Here is a 15906-nt window from a genome sequence, read left to right as displayed (position 1 = left end):
GGCAAAAGCTTAGGCCAGCGCCCATGACGCGCCCTTGGCTTCCGGCAGGAGTGCCTCGTCTTCCTGTGGGGGCTTTGCCGGCCCGTCCCGGCGGCGGGCGGGACGGCCGGTGCCCCGGAGAGCGCTACAGGTGCGGCTTCATGACGCCGATCAGCAGGCTGATGGTGAAGAAGGACATCACCGTGGTGAACAGCAGGGCGGCAGCGCAGCGGCCCTCGACGCCGAAGCGCTGGCCGAAGATCGGGTAGATGCTCAGCATCGGCGAGCTGGCGAACATCACCCCGGCCACCATCAGTACCGGGTCCACGTTCGGCAGCAGCGAGAAGAGCAGGAAGACCGCCAGCGGGTGGAGGATCAGCTTGCCCACGGCGATCATTCGCAGTTCGGCGAACAGGCCGTTCAGCTTCAGGCCGTAGAGGGAGCCACCGATCACGAACAGGGCGACCGGCGCCGACGCCGAGGCGAGCATGTCCACCACCTTGTCCGGAATCGCCGGCAGGCGTGCCTCCAGCAGGGAGAGCAGCAGGCCGACGAGCATGGCGATGATCAGCGGGGTCTTGGCCAGGCGCTTGGCCGTCTCGCGCAACACCTTGGCGGCGGAGCCCTGCTGCCGGCCGGCCTCGGCGAGGATCAGGCTCAAGGGGATGATCAGCAGGTTCTCCACCAGCATGTTCAGCGCCAGGCCGATGGCCGCCGCCGGGCCGAGCAGCATGGCGACGATCGGGTAGCCGACGAAGCCGCTGTTGGAGACGGCCATGCCCAGCGCGGTGATGGCGCCGGTGTCCAGGGGTTCCCGGCGCAGTTTGAGGGCGAAGACCAGGCCGAACAGGTAGACCGCCAGGGAACCCACGCAGTAGGCCAGCAGGTACTGCCAGTTCATCACCTCCTGGAAGTGGTTGTTCGACAGCGCCTTGATCACCAGTGCCGGCAGGGCGAAGGTGATGACGAAGCTGCCCAGGCCGCGAATCTGCTCGCGGCTGACCACCTCGAAGCGGACGGCGAAGAAGCCCAGCCCGATCAGGATGAAGATGGGCGTGGTGATGGAGAGGATCTGCAGCACGGCGGACTACCTTGGTGGGATGGGCGAGGAGGGCAAGCTCGGGAGGCGCTCGCAGAGTGTACTGAGCGGTTCAAGCCGTTGCGTCAAAGGAAGCCCCCTTAGTGTGCGTTTAGCGAACGCTTATGGCGAGTCCGCCATAAGCTCCATCGATATCCAGTAGTTGACAGACATCGTATCTCATTGGAGGCTGCTTGTGGCCGGCACAAAGATACCGGCTTGCCAGCGCGGGCAACACGCCTCGCTTCCCTCATAACCCGGGCTGCCTCGCACCGTCGCTCATGGCGAAACGGCAGCCTTTCTGGAGCAGACATCCTATGCCCATCGTCCATGTGCACCTCATCGAAGGCCCCACCCGCGAGCAGAAGGAAACCATGATCCGCGAAGTCAGCCAGGCCATCTCCCGCTCGCTGGACTCGCCCCTGGAGCGGATCCGGATAATCATCCACGAGATTCCCAAGACCGACTTCGGCATCGCCGGCGAACCGGCGAGCAAGCTGCGTCCCTGATTCGCCGGAGGGGAGCGCCGGCCGCCTGCCGGCGACTCCCGGGCGATGGACGTCAGAGAATCGGCCTGAGCAGGGCCTGGGCTTCATATAAGGCGGGCAGGTAACGCTCGCGCATCTCCTCCGGGCTCATCCGCGCGGCATGGGTGGTCAGCGTCAGGCTGGCCTTCAGTTGCCCCTCGCGGTCGCGCAGCGGCACGCCCAGCACGCGCATGCCCACCTCGTATTCCTGGTCGACCAGCGCATGGCCGAGTGCGCCGATCCGGGCGAGTTCGGCGCGGATTTCCGCTTCCGTGCTCTGGGTGTAGGGCGTCAGGGCGCGCAGCTCGACCCGCGCGAAATAGGCGTCCAGCTCTGCCGCGTCCAGCGCGGCCAGCCACAGCCGGCCGCTCGCCGTGCAGTACATCGGCACCCGCGAGCCGGGGCGGATCGACAGCGAGGCGACGTGGCTGTAGCGGCTGCGCACGATGTGCACGATGTCGTCGCCGTCGCGCACGCCCACCGAGACGTGTTCCTGGGTGCTGCGCGCGACCTGCTCGACGATCGGCCGCAACATGCGCGGCAGCTGCGCCGAATCCACGTAGGCCTGGCCGATGCGCAGGGCTTTGGCGGTCAGCCAGTAGTGGCGCCCGTCGGTTTCGGCGAAGCCGTCGTGGACCAGGGTCAGCAGAAAGCGCCGCACCGCGCTCGGGGTCAGCCCGGAGAGGTTGGCCGCCTGCGGCACGCTGAGGCGCGGATGGCGCTCGGAGAACAGCTGCATCAGGGCCAGGCCCTTCTGCAGGCCGGCGATCAGGTCGCGGGAGTGGATGACGGGCTGTTTCATGGACGCGGGAAGTATTTTGCCGATTTGATGCGATTATCGCAGTGTCCATGCGATTAACAACTAGAATGACGAACGGGAACCTTGTTCCGGAAATTGCCGGGGCGCAGGATCGAGCCACAACAAATCCAATAGCAGCAGCTGGAGGCTCCCATGATTCGTGGTTCAACCGAACTGGTCGGCATCGTCGGTTCGCCGATCGCCCAGGTCAAATCCCCGGAAAACTTCAACGCCTGGTTCGCCGAGCATGGCCGGGACCTGGCGATGATCGCCATCGACCTGCAGGAGCCGGCGCTGGAGGGTTTCCTCGCCGCCCTGCGTGGCTGGAAGAATCTGCGCGGTTGCGTGGTCACCGTGCCCTACAAGCAGGTCCTGTCCAGCCGCTTGGATGCGGTCAGCGAACGCTCGGCCGCACTGCGTTCGGTCAACGTGATCCGCCGCGAGGCGGACGGCCGCCTGGTCGGCGATATCGTCGACGGCGAGGGGTTCCTCAATGCTGCCCGCAAGCACCGCTTCGACCCCAGCGGCAAGCGCGCCCTGGTGGTCGGTTCCGGCGGCGTCGGCAGTGCCATCGCCTATTCCCTGTGCCAGGGCGGGGTGACCCGGCTGGCCATCGCCGACCTCAGCGCCGAGCGCGTCGAGAGCCTCTGCGCGTTGCTGCGCCAGGCCTTCCCGGCGATCGACATCGGCGGCGCATACACCTCGCTCGCCGACTTCGACCTGGTGGTCAACGCTTCGCCGGTGGGCATGGGCGATACCGGCGAGCTGCCGCTGCCGCAAAGCCTGCTGGAAACCTTGTCGAAGCACTGCCTGGTCGCCGATGTGGTGACCTCGCCGGAAATCACCCCGCTGCTCGCCTTCGCCCGGCGGATGGGCTGCACGGTGCAGACCGGCCCGGAGATGGCGTTTGCCCAGGTCGGCAACCTCGGCCACTTCATGGGCGTCACGCCCCTGGAAATCTGAAGTCCCCGGCGCTTGCCGTCCTTTCAACAGGCGATACGCAATGAACACAGTTACGCACCGGCCTTCCGCGGGCTCGGCGGACGCGTTCGCGCTGACCTATGACGTCATCGTGCTCGGCAGCGGCGCCGCGGGCTTCGCCGCGGCGGTCACCGCCGCCTGTCGGGGTCTGAAGGTCCTGCTGGTGGAAAAGGCCGCCACCTTCGGCGGCACCTCGGCGATTTCCGGCGGCGCCGTGTGGATTCATGACAGCGACCAGGCGCGGGCGGCCGGCATCCATGTCCCGGCCGAGCAGACGCGCACCTACCTGAAGGGCGTCATCGGCAAGGGTTACCGGCCCGCACGGGTCGACGCCTTCATCGCGCGCGGGCGCGAGGCGCTGAGCTTTCTCGAGCGCCACAGCGAGCTGAAGTACAGCCTGCGGCCGCTCTCCCCGGACTACTACCCGGACCTGCCCGGCGGCACCGATACGGGTCGCGCGCTGGAAATCGCCGAATACGACGGGCGCCGCCTCGGCGCGCGCTTCAAGGACCTGCGCAGGCCGCCGGACGGCATGCTGCTGTTCGGCGGGATGATGGTCAACCGCGTCGACATCCAGCATTTTCTCGGCATCAAGCGCTCGCCCAAATCGCTCTGGCACTGCCTGAAGCTGCTGGCACGCTACGGCGTCGACCGCCTGAGGCACCCGCGCGGCACCCGCCTGACGGTCGGCAACGCCTTGATCGCGCGCCTGGCCACCACCGCCTTCGCCAAGGGTGTGGAGCTCTGGCTCGATGCCCGCAGCGAGTCGCTGATCGTCGAGGACGGCAGGGTCAAGGGCATGCTGATCGAGCATGCCGGCCAGCGCCGGCACGTGCTGGCCCGCGGCGGGGTGGTGCTGGCCAGTGGTGGCTTCGCCGCCGGTCCGCAGGCCGCCGCCTACCGGCCGAAGACCGATGCCGAGCACTGGAGCATGTCGCCGGAGACCAACGTCGGCGACGGCCTGAGCCTGGCCGCCGCGGTGAATGCCGCGACCGGCGAGGGCATGGCCGCCAGCTTCTTCTGGGCGCCGGTCTCGGTGCTGCGCAAGCCGGACGGCAGCCTGGAGCGCTTCCCGCACCTGGTCACCGACCGCGCCAAGCCGGGAATGATCGCGGTCAACCGTGCCGGCCGGCGCTTCGTCAACGAGTCCGACTCCTACCACAGTTTCGTCGAGGCGATGTTCGCCGAGGGCGGCGCCAACGCGCCGTGCTGGCTGATCTGCGACGCCGAGGCGATGAACAAGTACGGCATGGGCCTGGCCCGGCCCAAGCCGGTGGACAACGCGGCGCTGGTCGAAGCCGGCTACCTGCACCGCGCCGAGAGCATCCTCGAGCTGGCGCGCCGCACCGGCGTGGACGCCGCGGGCTTGCAGCAGACCCTCGAGCGCTACAACGCCGACGCCCGGCAGAACCTCGACCGGGAATTCGGCAAGGGCGGCAACGCCTACAACCGCTACATGGGCGACCCGCTGCATACGCCCAATCCCTGTATCGCGCCGCTCGCCAAGGCGCCGTACTACGCGATCCGCGTCGACACCGGCGATCTCGGCTCGGCGCGCGGCCTGCTGACCGACGCCCGGGCCAATGTGCTGGATCTTGCCGGCCAGCCCATCGCCGGTCTGTACGCCGCCGGCAACGAAATGAACTCGATTATGGACGGTACCTATCCGGGCCCCGGCATCACCCTCGGTCCGGGCCTGACCTTCGGCTACATTGCTGCCAGCGATATCGCCGAACGCCTGGGCGACGGCACAACGAACGCAACCCCACCTGGAGAAGAACATGTACTACGAACTGCGCACCTACACCATTAAGCCGACCAAGCTGGCCGACTGGCTGGCCCTCTACAAGAGCGACGCGCTGCCGCTGCAGACGGAGGTTCTCGGTAATCTGGTCGGCTTCTTCGTCACCGAGTTCGGCGGCGCCAACCAGGTGGTGCACATCTGGGCCTACGAGAGCCTGGACGACCGCCAGGCCCGTCGCACGCGGATGGCCGCCGACCCGCGCTGGCTGGAGTTCAGCCGCAAGAACAAGGAACTGGACGCGGTGATGAGCCTCGACTCGCGGCTGATGCGCCCGACCGACTTCTCGCCGCTGCAGTGAGGGCCCGGCTCCGCTAGCGGGGCCGAAGCACCCGGAAGACTCCCATGCCCGTCGCGTGCGGGCAGGGGGTCGGCTTGCCCCTCGATCACAAGAACAAGACGGGAGATTGCCATGCACACCCCCAACGCTGTCGACAGCCAGCCACTACCCGACAGTTGCGATGTGCTCGTCGTCGGTTCCGGCGCCGCCGGCCTCGCCGCGGCGGTGACCGCCGCCGAGCATGGCCTGACGGTCGTGGTGGCGGAGAAGGAGCCGTTTCTCGGCGGCACCAGCGCCTGGTCGGGCGGCTGGCTGTGGATTCCGCGCAACCCGCTGGCGGTCGCCGAGGGCCTCGTCGAGGAGGCTGAACAGCCGCGCAGCTACCTGCGCAGCGAGCTGCACACCGATACCCTGGACGCGCGGATGGAGGCCTTTCTGGAAGAGGGCCCGCGGATGGTCGAGTTCTTCCAGCGCCGTACCGCCGTGCAGTTCTTCTCCGGCAGCACGATGCCGGACTTTCACGACTCGCCGGGCTTCGTCCGCGGCGGCCGTTCGCTCTGCGCCCAGCCGTTCGACGGCCGCCAGCTCGGTCCCTGGATCGACAGGCTGCGCCCGCCGCTGGACCTGATCAGCCTGGCCGGGATGGGCATCGCCGGCGGCGCGGACCTGGCGCATTTCTTCAACGCCCGTCGCTCGCCGCGCTCGGCGCTGTATGCCGGCAAGCGCCTGCTGCGGCATTTCCGCGATCTGCTGGCGCATGGCCGCGGCTTGCATCTGGTCAACGGCAATGCGCTGGTGGCGCGGCTGCTGAAAAGCGCCCTGGACCGCCGGGTGAGCCTGTTCACCGAGGCCCCGGTGCGCGGTCTGCTGCGCGAGGGCGAGGCGGTGGTCGGCGCGCGGGTCGAGCGGGGCGGGGCGCTGGTCGAGATCCGCGCCCGCCGCGGGGTGGTGCTGGCCTGCGGCGGCTTCCCCCATGACCAGAAACGCATCGCCCAGCTGTTCGCCCATGCGCCGAACGGCACCGAGCACCTCTCGGCGGCGCCCAAGGGCAACACCGGCGACGGCCTGCGCCTGGGCGAGAGCGTCGGCGGGCGGGTCGCCGAGGATCTGGCCAGCCCCGCGGCCTGGGCGCCGGTGTCCCGGGTGCCGCGTGCCGACGGCGGTTTCAGCGGTTTCCCGCATCTGCTCGAACGCGCCAAGCCCGGCTTCATCGCCGTGCGTCGCGATGGCCGGCGCTTCGTCAACGAGGCCGACTCCTATCACGACTTCATGAACGCCCTGTTCGCCGCCACGCCGGAAGGCGAGGTGGCGCAGGCCTGGCTGATTTGCGATCACAAGGCGCAGCGCCGCTACGGCCTCGGCTGGGCGCGGCCGTTCCCGTTCCCGACCCGGCCCTGGGTGCGCAAGGGCTATCTGCACCAGGCCGACAGCCTGGCCGAGCTGGCCCGCCAGTGCGGCATCGACGCCCGCCAGCTGGAGGCCACGGTGGCGGCCTTCAATGCCGGCGCGGAACAGGGCGTCGACCCCGAGTTCAAGCGCGGCGCCTCAGCCTACAACAAGGCCCAGGGCGAGGCGCTGCACGGGCCGAACCCGTCGCTGGGCGCGCTCAGGCAGGGCCCGTTCTACGCGATCAAGCTGGTGCCCGGCAGCCTCGGCACCTTCGCCGGGCTGCGCACCGATGCCGGCGCCCGGGTGCTGGGGGATGGCGGTGCGCCGATTCCCGGCCTGTACGCGGTGGGCAACGACATGGCCAGCGTGATGAACGGCCACTACCCGAGCGGCGGCATCACCCTGGGGCCGGGCATGACCTTCGGCTACATCGTCGGCCAGGCCCTGGCGGCGCGGCCGACGCAGGAGGTTGCGGCAGCGCCTGCAGCGCACTTCGCCAGCGCTTGACCGGTGCGGGCAGGGGTGGGAATGTCCGGGCTCTTGCGGAGAAAGTGCCTTCTGCCGCGGGGTTCCGGCAGCGAAGATGGCCGTTCGAAAACCTCGCCCGCTGCCGCCTCCGCCGCGAGAGCGACGACAACGCTGCAGCCTCGCCCACCCACCGCCTGCGGCCCGCCCCGGCCGCAGCCCGTCCGAGACCCTTGCCGTGAACGCTTCGCTGCCCCCGTCCGCGCCGCTACAGAGCCGCCTGGCGATCCCCCGGGCCTTTCTCGCCCTGGCGCTGGTCAGCGCCCTGCTCGGCAGCACCACCCCTTCGCCGCTGTACGGGCTCTATCAGGCGCTCTGGGGGTTTCCCTCGGTCACCCTGAGCGCCCTCTATGCGGTCTACGCCTTCGGCGTGCTGCTGTCCCTCGCCGCATTCGGCCGGCTGTCCGACCGCCTGCCGGACCGCCGCCTGTTGCTCCTGCCGGCTCTCGCCGTGGTCGGCCTCGGCGCGCTGCTCTTCGGCTTCGCCGACGATTTGCAGGCGCTGTTCCTCGGCCGCCTGCTGGCCGGCCTCGGCACCGGTGCCCTGACCGGCAGCGCCAACGCCGCGCTGATGGACTTCGACAACCTCGACCGGCAGCGCCGCGCGGCCAGCCTGGCGAGCCTCGCCTTCACCGGCGGTGCGGCGCTGGGGCCGGTGATCAGCTCGGCGGCGCTGTACCTGGATTTCTGGCCGCGCAGCTCGCCCTTCCTGCTGATCGCCGCGCTGGCACTGCTCGCTGGCCTGGGGCTGGTTTTCGGCAACTGGCCGAAACCGGCGAAGACGCCGGCATCCTCCGACAGCCCGGCCGCGCGCCAGCCGCTGGCGCAGGCCATGGGCTCGCTGTGGCCGGCGTTCGCCATGGTCTGCGCGGTGCTGGTGCTGGGCTGGGCAGTGGGCTCGCTGTTCATCGCCCTGGGCACCACCATGCTGGCCTCCCTGTTGCCAGCCGGCGCCCTGGCTGCCGCCGGGCTGATCGTCGCCGCCTTCCAGATCGCCGCCGGCGCCACCCAGTTCCTCTGCCGGCGGATGCCCGCCGGGCAGGCGATCCGCGTCGGTTGCGCTCTGCTGGCGGCCAGCTGGGCCGGCTGCACTCTCAGCCTGGCGTTCGGCCAGGCCTGGGGATTCTGCCTGTTCACCCTGCTCACCGGCGTCGGCTACGGCGCCTCGTTCGTCGGCGCCATGGGCCGCCTGGCCGCCATCGCCCCGGCGCAGCACCGTGGCTCCCTGAGTTCGCTGTTCTACGTGTCGGGCTACCTGGGCAGCGCGTTGAGCATCCTCGGCATCGGCGCGCTGGTCGACGTCATCGGCCTGCTGCCGGCCATGCAGGGACTGGCCGTGTGCGTCGTGCTGGCCACCCTGGCGATTCTCTGGCGGGGCCGTTTCTAGGCCCCGAGCCGGACAGCCGGAGCGGGTTCCGCTCGCTCCCGCCCGCGATCCATAACTTTCTCTGCCTTATGTATAACCATTTATATAATTATGTTGGGCTGGCTATAGCCTGAAGCGGACTCGCTGTCTCGTGCCTGGAAAATCGGTCTCCAGCGCTGGAGGCGTCTTTACCAGGTCGACTCGTCGCGCTTTGCCTGGTTTCGTCGGTATCGTGATGGCGTCGAGTATTTGTTTTTTAACTATTTTTCCCCTGATATTTGCTTGTTTTTTGACGTAATTGCTGGGGTTTTATGATTTGCTTGGGCAGGCGTTCCGGCGCCTGTCGGCGGCCGTGTTTGTCGTGGTCTCAGTAGGGAGAAGGCGTTTTTTCTGGGCGTTTTTCTGTACGGAAAGGCTTTACAAGATATTTATATATACAGTTGAATATATATAAAGCTAGCTAACTAAATTTCCGCCATGAACGATCTTTCCACGCCCGCCTCCCTTCGCGCCGACTGCCGGCAGCCGTCCCGGGCCGACTTCCGTACTCGCTGGTTCTGGGGGGGCGCGTTGCTGCTGCTGGGGACCACGATCCTTTCGCTCGCCCTGGGCCGCTATGCCGTGCCGCTTGCCGAACTGCTGCAGTTCCTCGGCGCCTGGCTCGGGTCGGGTGATTTCCCGCATGAGCGTTATGCGCTGCTCCACAGCCTGGTCGTCGAGGTCCGGCTGCCGCGGGTGCTGGCGGCGATTTTGGTGGGCGCCGGGCTGTCCGTTTCGGGCGCGGCCTATCAGGCGGTATTCCGCAACCCACTGGTGTCGCCGGGGCTGCTCGGCGTGCTCAGCGGCTGCGCCTTCGGCGCGGCGCTCGGCATGGTGCTGGGGCTGGGCGGGGCCTGGATTCCGCTGCTGGGAGGCGTCACCGGCCTGCTGGCGGTGGCCGTGGGCGTGGGTATCGCCGGCCTGTTCCGCAACTCGTCGATTCTCATCCTGGTGCTCGGCGGGATCGTCAGCAATGCGCTGTTCAACGCGCTGCTGTCGGTGGTCAAGTACCTGGCCGACCCGCTGGACCAGTTGCCCTCGATCGTCTACTGGATGCTCGGCAGTCTGAGCGCCGTAGATAGCGCTGTCCTTGCCTGGACGGCGCCCCTGCTGGCGCTCGCCATCCTGGCCATGTGCCTTTTGGGGCGGGCCATCGATGCGCTGTCCCTGAGCGACGAGGAGGCCCTCAGTCTCGGTGTGCCGGTGCGACGGCTGCGCTATGGGATCATCGCCCTGGCGACGCTGATTTCCGCCCTGACCGTGAGCATCGCCGGCATGGTCGGCTGGGTCGGCCTGCTGATTCCGCACCTCGCGCGCCTCTTGGTCGACCCGGCGAACGCCCGGTTGGTGCCGATGAGTGCCTGCCTGGGAGGGCTCTTCCTACTGGTCGCCGACGATCTCGCCCGTACCCTGACCCGCGGCGAGATTCCCCTCGGCATTCTCACCGAATTGCTTGGCGCCATCGCCTTCGTGCTGGTGCTGAACCGGGTGCGGAGGGGCTGGCTGTGAGCGCGTCGGCAAGCGGCCCCGTTCTGGAGGCCAGAGGGCTGCGTTATGCGCTCGGCCCGCGGAGCATCCTCGACGACATCTCGCTGCGCGTGCGTCCCGGCGACTGCATCGCCCTGCTGGGCGCCAACGGCGCCGGCAAGAGCACCTTGCTGAAGATCCTGCTCGGCCTGCTCAGGCCCCAGGCCGGGGAGGTCCTGCTCGACGGCGCGCCCCTGTCCGGGCTGGGCCGGCGCGAGGTCGCCCGGCAGCTGGCCTACGTGCCGCAGAGCCATACGCCGAGCTTTCCCTTCACGGTGACGCAGATCGTCGGCCAGGGGCGCCTGCCGTTCACCGGGCTGGGCCGGGCTCCCGGGGCGGACGATTGGCGGGCGGTGAACCAGGCGCTCGCCGACATGCACATCGAACACCTGGCCGGGCGCGTCTACACCGAACTGTCGGGCGGCGAGCGGCAGCGCGTGCTGATCGCCCGGGCGCTCGCCCAGCAGGCCCGGCTCATCCTGCTCGACGAGCCCATCACCGGCCTGGACTACGGCCATCAGCGCCGTCTGCTCGACCACCTGCAACGCCTGGCGGAGCGGGGCTACGGCATCCTCGCCACCACCCATCGCCCCGAGCACGCCCTGGAGTCGGCCAACCGCGCGCTGGTTCTGCATCAGGGCCGCCTGCTGGCGGACGGCGCGCCGCGCGCGGTGATCGATGCCGGCCTCATCGACCAGCTTTACCAGGTGAAAGTCCGCCAGATCGAAGTCCTGCCCCACCGTTTTTTCGTTCCCAGCTAGCGAGTAATCCCCCGATGTCAGTTGTTAGACCTGCGCGCCCCTCGTGGGCGCCGCTGCTGCTTGCCGTCGCCGCAGGCTTTGTCCAGGCCGACGATTCCAGCCCTGCGCCCGTCCGGCTCGACGCCCTGGAGGTCGTCGATCACGAGGAGACCGAGGCCGACGTGGCGGAGGCCCAGGCCGAGCGGGCGCGTAAGCAGACCGCCAGCTTCGGCCCGCTGGGCGAGCGCAGGCTGCTGGACACCCCGTACTCGATGAACGTGGTGCCGTACGACCTGATCAAGGATCAGCAGGTCAAGAGCGTGAAGGACATCATCCGCTACATCCCCTCGGTGCAGGGCGACGGGACTCGCCCGCAGACTCGTGGCCTGCAGGGCAGCGTGGTGCAGAACAGCCGGATCGACGGCCTCAACGCGGTATCCACCACCGACTATCCGGCCGAGCAGTTCGACAACATCCAGGTCATGAACGGTTTGGCCGGCTCGTTGTATGGCCCGGCCAACCCCGCCGGGACCTTCAACTTCATCTCCAAGCGGCCCACCGAGTTCACCCGCAACCGCATCACCATGGGGGCCGGCACCGGGGTGTCGTGGCTCAAGGCCGCCGACCTCAGCGGTCCGCTGGACGACGGCGGACGCATCCGCTACCGGGTGAACCTGCTCGACGACCAGGAGCAGACCTACGTTTCGGACGGCAAGATCCGCCGCCAGCTGGGCAGCCTGGCGCTGGATTTCCAGCTCGGCGAGCGCAGCGTGATCGAGGTCACGGGCAGTCGCTACAACTACCTGAGCCGCGGCCTGCCGGGCAAATTCGCCCTGGCCAGCGGCGTATCCCTGCCGCATGCTCTCGATCCGACCAAGAAAAACCTGGGCCAGAGCTACGCGGGGGACGACAACGAGACCAGTACCGTGGACGTCCACTTCAAGCACGATTTCGACGGCAACTGGAAGCTGGATCTCGGCGCCCTGCGGCAGATCGCCGACCGCGAGAGCACCGCCGTCACCAATACGCTGATCAACGGAAAGGGCGACTACCGCACCACGGTGTCCACCGCCACGGCCAGCCGCTTCACCATCAACAGCTACCTGGCCAACCTCAATGGGCGCGTACGGACCGGCTTCCTGAGCCACGACCTGACCTTCGGCCTCAGCGGTTTCAGTTGGAAGAACTACAACCCGGTCGACGGTGGGACCCAGACCGTCGGCTCGGGCAATCTCGCCGACCCGGCGGAATTCGCCGAGCCCAACTACCCGGACTTCACCGACCGCTACCGCAGTGCGGCGACGACCCAGTCGTCGCTGATCTTCGGCGACACCCTGACCTTCTCGCCGCAGTGGAGCCTGATGGTGACCGGCAGCTGGAGCCGGATGACCTCGGCCAGCTACAGCAAGACCGCCGGACGTACCGGCGACTCGGTGGACAAGGGCTGGAGTTCGGCAGGCAGCCTGATGTACAAGCCGATCGACGACATGACCCTGTACCTGACCTACGCCGACAGCATGCAGCAGGGCGATACGGCGCCCACCGGCAGCGCCAACGTCGGCACCGTGCTTTCGCCCTTCCGCAGCCGGCAATGGGAGGTCGGCGGCAAGCTGGCCCTCGGCGGCGTCCGGCTGTCGCTGGCGGCCTTCCAGATCAAGCGGCCGTTCGCCTATACCCAGGAGGACGGCGTTTTCGCCGTCGCCGGCGAGCAGCGCAACCGTGGCGTCGAGTTCATGGTCGACGGCCATCTCACCACGAACCTGCGGATGTTCGGCGGGGTCAGCTGGCTCGATCCGAAACTGCTCGACACCGCCTCCGCGGCCACCGAGGACCAGCGCATCGTCGGCCTGCCGCGGATCACCGCCAACCTGCTGACCGAGTACAGCCTGCCGCAGCTGCCCGGTTTCACGGTCAACCTGAACGCGCGCCATGTCGGTCGCCGCCCGACCGACAATACCAACGACAACTGGGTCGGCGCCTACAGCACCTTCGACGCCGGCGCCCGCTACACCACCAAGATGTGGGCGCGCAGCACGGTGTACCGCCTGGAAGTGACCAACCTCACCGACCGCCACTATTGGACCAATATCGTGCCGGGCGGCCTGAACGGCTACAGCGGCGCGGGCAACGCCAGCGCGGACCTGGGGCGGCCGCGGATGTTCCAGGCTTCCGTGCAGGTGGATCTATGAGCGCCGTGACGGACCTTCGCGGCCCCCGCCGCCCGCTGGCCCGGCTGTGCGCCGCCGGGCTGGGCCTCGCCTTGGGCATGGCCCAGGCCTCGGCCGAGCCGTCGCGCCGCGTCGCGGACGACACCGGCCAGCAGATCCTGGTGCCGGCCCGGGTGGAGCGGGTCGCCGACGCCTGGTACGCCCACCATGCGCTGCTGATGACCCTGGGTGCCGGTCCGCGCATCGTGGCCACGGTGAACCATGCGCAGAGCCGACCCTGGATGTTCCGGGTCCAGCCGGCGTTGCACCGGGCGCTGGCGGCCTCCGGGACGGCCTTCAACGTCGAGGCGCTGCTGGTCGCCGGGGTGGACCTGGCCTTCGTCTCGGCGGGCGACCGCAATGCCCTGGCCCTGGAGCAGGCGGGCATTCCGGTGGCGCGGATGCGCTTCACCGACCTGCGCTCGTTGCAGGATTGCCTGGCGAGCACCGCCCGGCTGCTCGGCACGGAAGAGGCCGCGCGGCGCGCGGCGGACTACAACGCCTATCTCGACGACAGCCTGCGCCAGGTCCGCGCCGTCACCGGGTCGCTCGCCGCGGAGCAGCGGCCGCGGGTACTGCACATCGCCTCGCTGAACCCCCTCAAGGTCGATGGTGCGGACACCCTGATCGACGATTGGATCGGCGTGGCGGGTGGTCGCAATGCGGCGCTCGGATTGCGTGGCAACCTCCAGGCGGTTTCCGCCGAACAGGTGCTGGCCTGGCAGCCGGACGTGCTGATTCTCGCCGCCGATGCCGGCTCGCTCGACTCGGCGCCGGACGCGGCCCTGCTCAAGCACACCGAGGCGGTCAGGCGCGGTCGCGTCCTGCGCAATCCCGCCGGGGTCTTTCCCTGGGATCGCTACGGCACCGAAGTCGCCCTGCAGATCCAGTGGGCGGCCGGCCAACTGCACCCGGCGCTGTTCCCGCAGCAGGACATGGCCGGGCGCACCCTGGAGTTCTACGCACGCTTCTTCGACTACCCGCTGTCGCGCGAGGAGGCGCAGCGCATCCTGGCCGGACTGCCGCCCCTGCCGTGAGCGGCGCCTGGCTGCCAACCCGGGTGCGGACGGCGAGCCCGCAGCACGGATGACGTTTGCGGCACGGGAGCAAGGAGCCTGGCAGGGGAAGGGTATGCATAACCATATGGTTATGTGTGCGAGCGTCCTTTTCAATTTCCATCCAGGCTCCCGGGTGTGACACTTCGTCTCGCGTAGCCGCCTTGCGGTTCTAGCGACTCCACAATCCCAAGAACAAGGAGCCTGAGATGTCCGAGCTCGATACCCGCCGTTTCGTCGCCCGTGACCGGAATTGGCAGCCGAAAGGTTATACCCCGGATTACAAGACCACCATCGCCCGCTCGCCGAGCCAGGCCCTGGTCAGCATTCCGCAGTCCCTCTCGGAGACCACCGGTCCGGACTTCACCCATCTGAAGATGGGCAAGTACGACAACGACCTGCTGCTCAACTTCAACCACGGCGGTCTGCCGGTCGGCGAGCGCGTCATCATGTGCGGTCGGGTGATCGACCAGTACGGCAATCCGGTTCCGCATACCCTGGTGGAAATGTGGCAGGCCAACGCCGGCGGCCGCTACCGTCACAAGAACGACAGCTACCTGGCGCCGCTGGACCCCAACTTCGGCGGGGTCGGCCGTACCCTGACCGACGCGAACGGCTACTACTACTTCCGCACCGTCAAGCCCGGTCCCTACCCGTGGCGCAACGGCCCGAACGAGTGGCGTCCGTCGCACATCCACGTGTCGATCAGCGGCCCGTCGATCTCCACCAAACTGATCACCCAGATGTACTTCGAGGGCGACCCGCTGATTCCGAAGTGCCCGATCGTCCGCACCATCGCCAACCCGGACGCCATCGAGACCCTGATCGGCCGCCTGGACCTGAGCAGCAACGTGCCCATGGACTGCCTGGCGTACCGTTTCAACATCGTGCTGCGTGGCCAGCGCCAGACCTGTTTCGAAAATCAGTGAGTGAGAAGGAGCCGACCATGAAATACGAACTGCTGCCGGAAACCCCCTCGCAGACCGCTGGTCCCTACGTGCACATCGGCCTGGCCGGCGCCGCCGCCGGCAACCCGACCCGCGAACAGGAAATCTGGAACGAAATGGCCAAGGAGGGTGCGCCGGGCGAGCACATCGTCCTGATCGGCAAGGTCCTGGACGGTAACGGCCACCTGGTCCGCGACTCCTACCTGGAGCTCTGGCAGGCCAACCACGAAGGCGTCTACGACACCGCCTACGACCTGGAGAAGTCCTTCAACGGCTTCGCCCGCACCGCGACCACCTTCGATGCCGGCGAGTGGACGGTGAAGACCGTCAAGCCGGGCGTGGTGAAGAACGCCACCGGCAAACCGATGGCGCCGCACATCAGCGTGTCGCTGTTCGCCCGCGGCATCAACATCCAGCTGCAGACCCGCCTCTACTTCGACGACGAAGTCGAAGCCAATGCCGTCGATCCGGTGCTGAACCTGATCGAGCAGCCGGAGCGTCGCAAGACCCTGATCGCCAAGCGCTGCGAAGTGGACGGCAAGACCGCCTACCGCTTCGACATCCGCATCCAGGGCGAAGGGGAAACGGTGTTCTTTGACTTCTGAGGTCATGCACCGACCGGCGCCCGCGCAAGCGGTGCGCCGGCACTTTGCACAACGACTGGCG

At 68.2% G+C, this 15906-nt stretch carries 14 protein-coding genes; 12 read left to right on the top strand and 2 right to left on the bottom strand.

Features of this window, described 5'->3' with window-relative positions:
- Positions 1–124: 124 nt before the first annotated feature.
- Entirely contained in the window at positions 125–1060 is a 936-nt protein-coding gene (locus tag BMY22_RS11440; RefSeq protein WP_090622059.1) for an AEC family transporter, read from the bottom strand.
- Between the two features lie 314 nt (positions 1061–1374).
- Here BMY22_RS11440 and BMY22_RS11435 point away from each other — a divergent pair, with 314 nt between their 5' ends.
- Positions 1375–1566: a 2-hydroxymuconate tautomerase gene (locus tag BMY22_RS11435; RefSeq protein WP_090622058.1), complete on the top strand. Its 192-nt coding sequence runs from the start codon at positions 1375–1377 to the stop codon at positions 1564–1566.
- 52 nt (positions 1567–1618) lie between these two features.
- On the opposite strand, the gene BMY22_RS11430 is transcribed toward BMY22_RS11435, so the two are convergent.
- The gene (locus BMY22_RS11430) at positions 1619–2386 is read right to left on the bottom strand and encodes an IclR family transcriptional regulator domain-containing protein (RefSeq protein WP_090622056.1); all 768 of its coding nucleotides are present in this window, start codon (positions 2384–2386) and stop codon (positions 1619–1621) included.
- 150 nt (positions 2387–2536) lie between these two features.
- Between BMY22_RS11430 and BMY22_RS11425 the strand changes: the two genes are divergently transcribed.
- From BMY22_RS11425 to pcaG, 11 genes are all read left to right on the top strand, one after another.
- The gene (locus tag BMY22_RS11425; protein WP_090622055.1) at positions 2537–3346 is read left to right on the top strand and encodes a shikimate dehydrogenase family protein; all 810 of its coding nucleotides are present in this window, start codon (positions 2537–2539) and stop codon (positions 3344–3346) included.
- Positions 3347–3386: 40 nt separating this feature from the next.
- Positions 3387–5177 (top strand): FAD-dependent oxidoreductase, encoded by a 1791-nt coding sequence (locus BMY22_RS11420; RefSeq protein ID WP_090622054.1) that lies wholly within the window; start codon positions 3387–3389, stop codon positions 5175–5177.
- The gene (locus BMY22_RS11415) at positions 5146–5466 is read left to right on the top strand and encodes an NIPSNAP family protein (RefSeq protein ID WP_039804781.1); all 321 of its coding nucleotides are present in this window, start codon (positions 5146–5148) and stop codon (positions 5464–5466) included. The genes BMY22_RS11420 and BMY22_RS11415 overlap by 32 nt, the downstream gene beginning before the upstream one ends.
- A gap of 111 nt (positions 5467–5577) precedes the next feature.
- Positions 5578–7341 carry an FAD-dependent oxidoreductase gene (locus tag BMY22_RS11410; RefSeq protein ID WP_090622053.1) on the top strand — a complete coding sequence of 588 codons (1764 nt, stop codon included), beginning with the start codon at positions 5578–5580 and terminating at the stop codon, positions 7339–7341.
- 196 nt (positions 7342–7537) lie between these two features.
- Positions 7538–8746, top strand: coding sequence for an MFS transporter (locus BMY22_RS11405; RefSeq protein ID WP_090622052.1), 1209 nt, complete (start codon positions 7538–7540; stop codon positions 8744–8746).
- Positions 8747–9202: 456 nt separating this feature from the next.
- Entirely contained in the window at positions 9203–10273 is a 1071-nt protein-coding gene (locus tag BMY22_RS11400) for a FecCD family ABC transporter permease (protein WP_090622050.1), read from the top strand.
- Positions 10270–11052 carry an ABC transporter ATP-binding protein gene (locus tag BMY22_RS11395; RefSeq protein ID WP_090622048.1) on the top strand — a complete coding sequence of 261 codons (783 nt, stop codon included), beginning with the start codon at positions 10270–10272 and terminating at the stop codon, positions 11050–11052. Before BMY22_RS11400 ends, BMY22_RS11395 begins: the two co-directional genes overlap by 4 nt.
- 14 nt (positions 11053–11066) lie before the next feature.
- A complete protein-coding gene (locus tag BMY22_RS11390; RefSeq protein WP_090622046.1) occupies positions 11067–13220 on the top strand; it encodes a TonB-dependent receptor in 2154 nt (717 codons plus the stop codon).
- Complete coding sequence (locus BMY22_RS11385) at positions 13217–14275, top strand: ABC transporter substrate-binding protein (protein WP_244158856.1); 1059 nt, start codon at positions 13217–13219, stop codon at positions 14273–14275. The genes BMY22_RS11390 and BMY22_RS11385 overlap by 4 nt, the downstream gene beginning before the upstream one ends.
- Positions 14276–14502: 227 nt before the next feature.
- Positions 14503–15222 carry a protocatechuate 3,4-dioxygenase subunit beta gene (gene pcaH / locus BMY22_RS11380; RefSeq protein WP_090622044.1) on the top strand — a complete coding sequence of 240 codons (720 nt, stop codon included), beginning with the start codon at positions 14503–14505 and terminating at the stop codon, positions 15220–15222.
- A 17-nt stretch (positions 15223–15239) separates the two neighbouring features.
- A complete protein-coding gene (gene pcaG / locus BMY22_RS11375) occupies positions 15240–15845 on the top strand; it encodes a protocatechuate 3,4-dioxygenase subunit alpha (protein WP_090622042.1) in 606 nt (201 codons plus the stop codon).
- The last annotated feature ends 61 nt before the right edge of the window (positions 15846–15906 follow it).

It is taken from the genome of Azotobacter beijerinckii, from assembly GCF_900110885.1.
Lineage (GTDB): Bacteria > Pseudomonadota > Gammaproteobacteria > Pseudomonadales > Pseudomonadaceae > Azotobacter > Azotobacter beijerinckii.
Note: the sequence above shows the minus strand (reverse complement) of the source record. Positions and strands in the feature narration are given on the sequence as shown.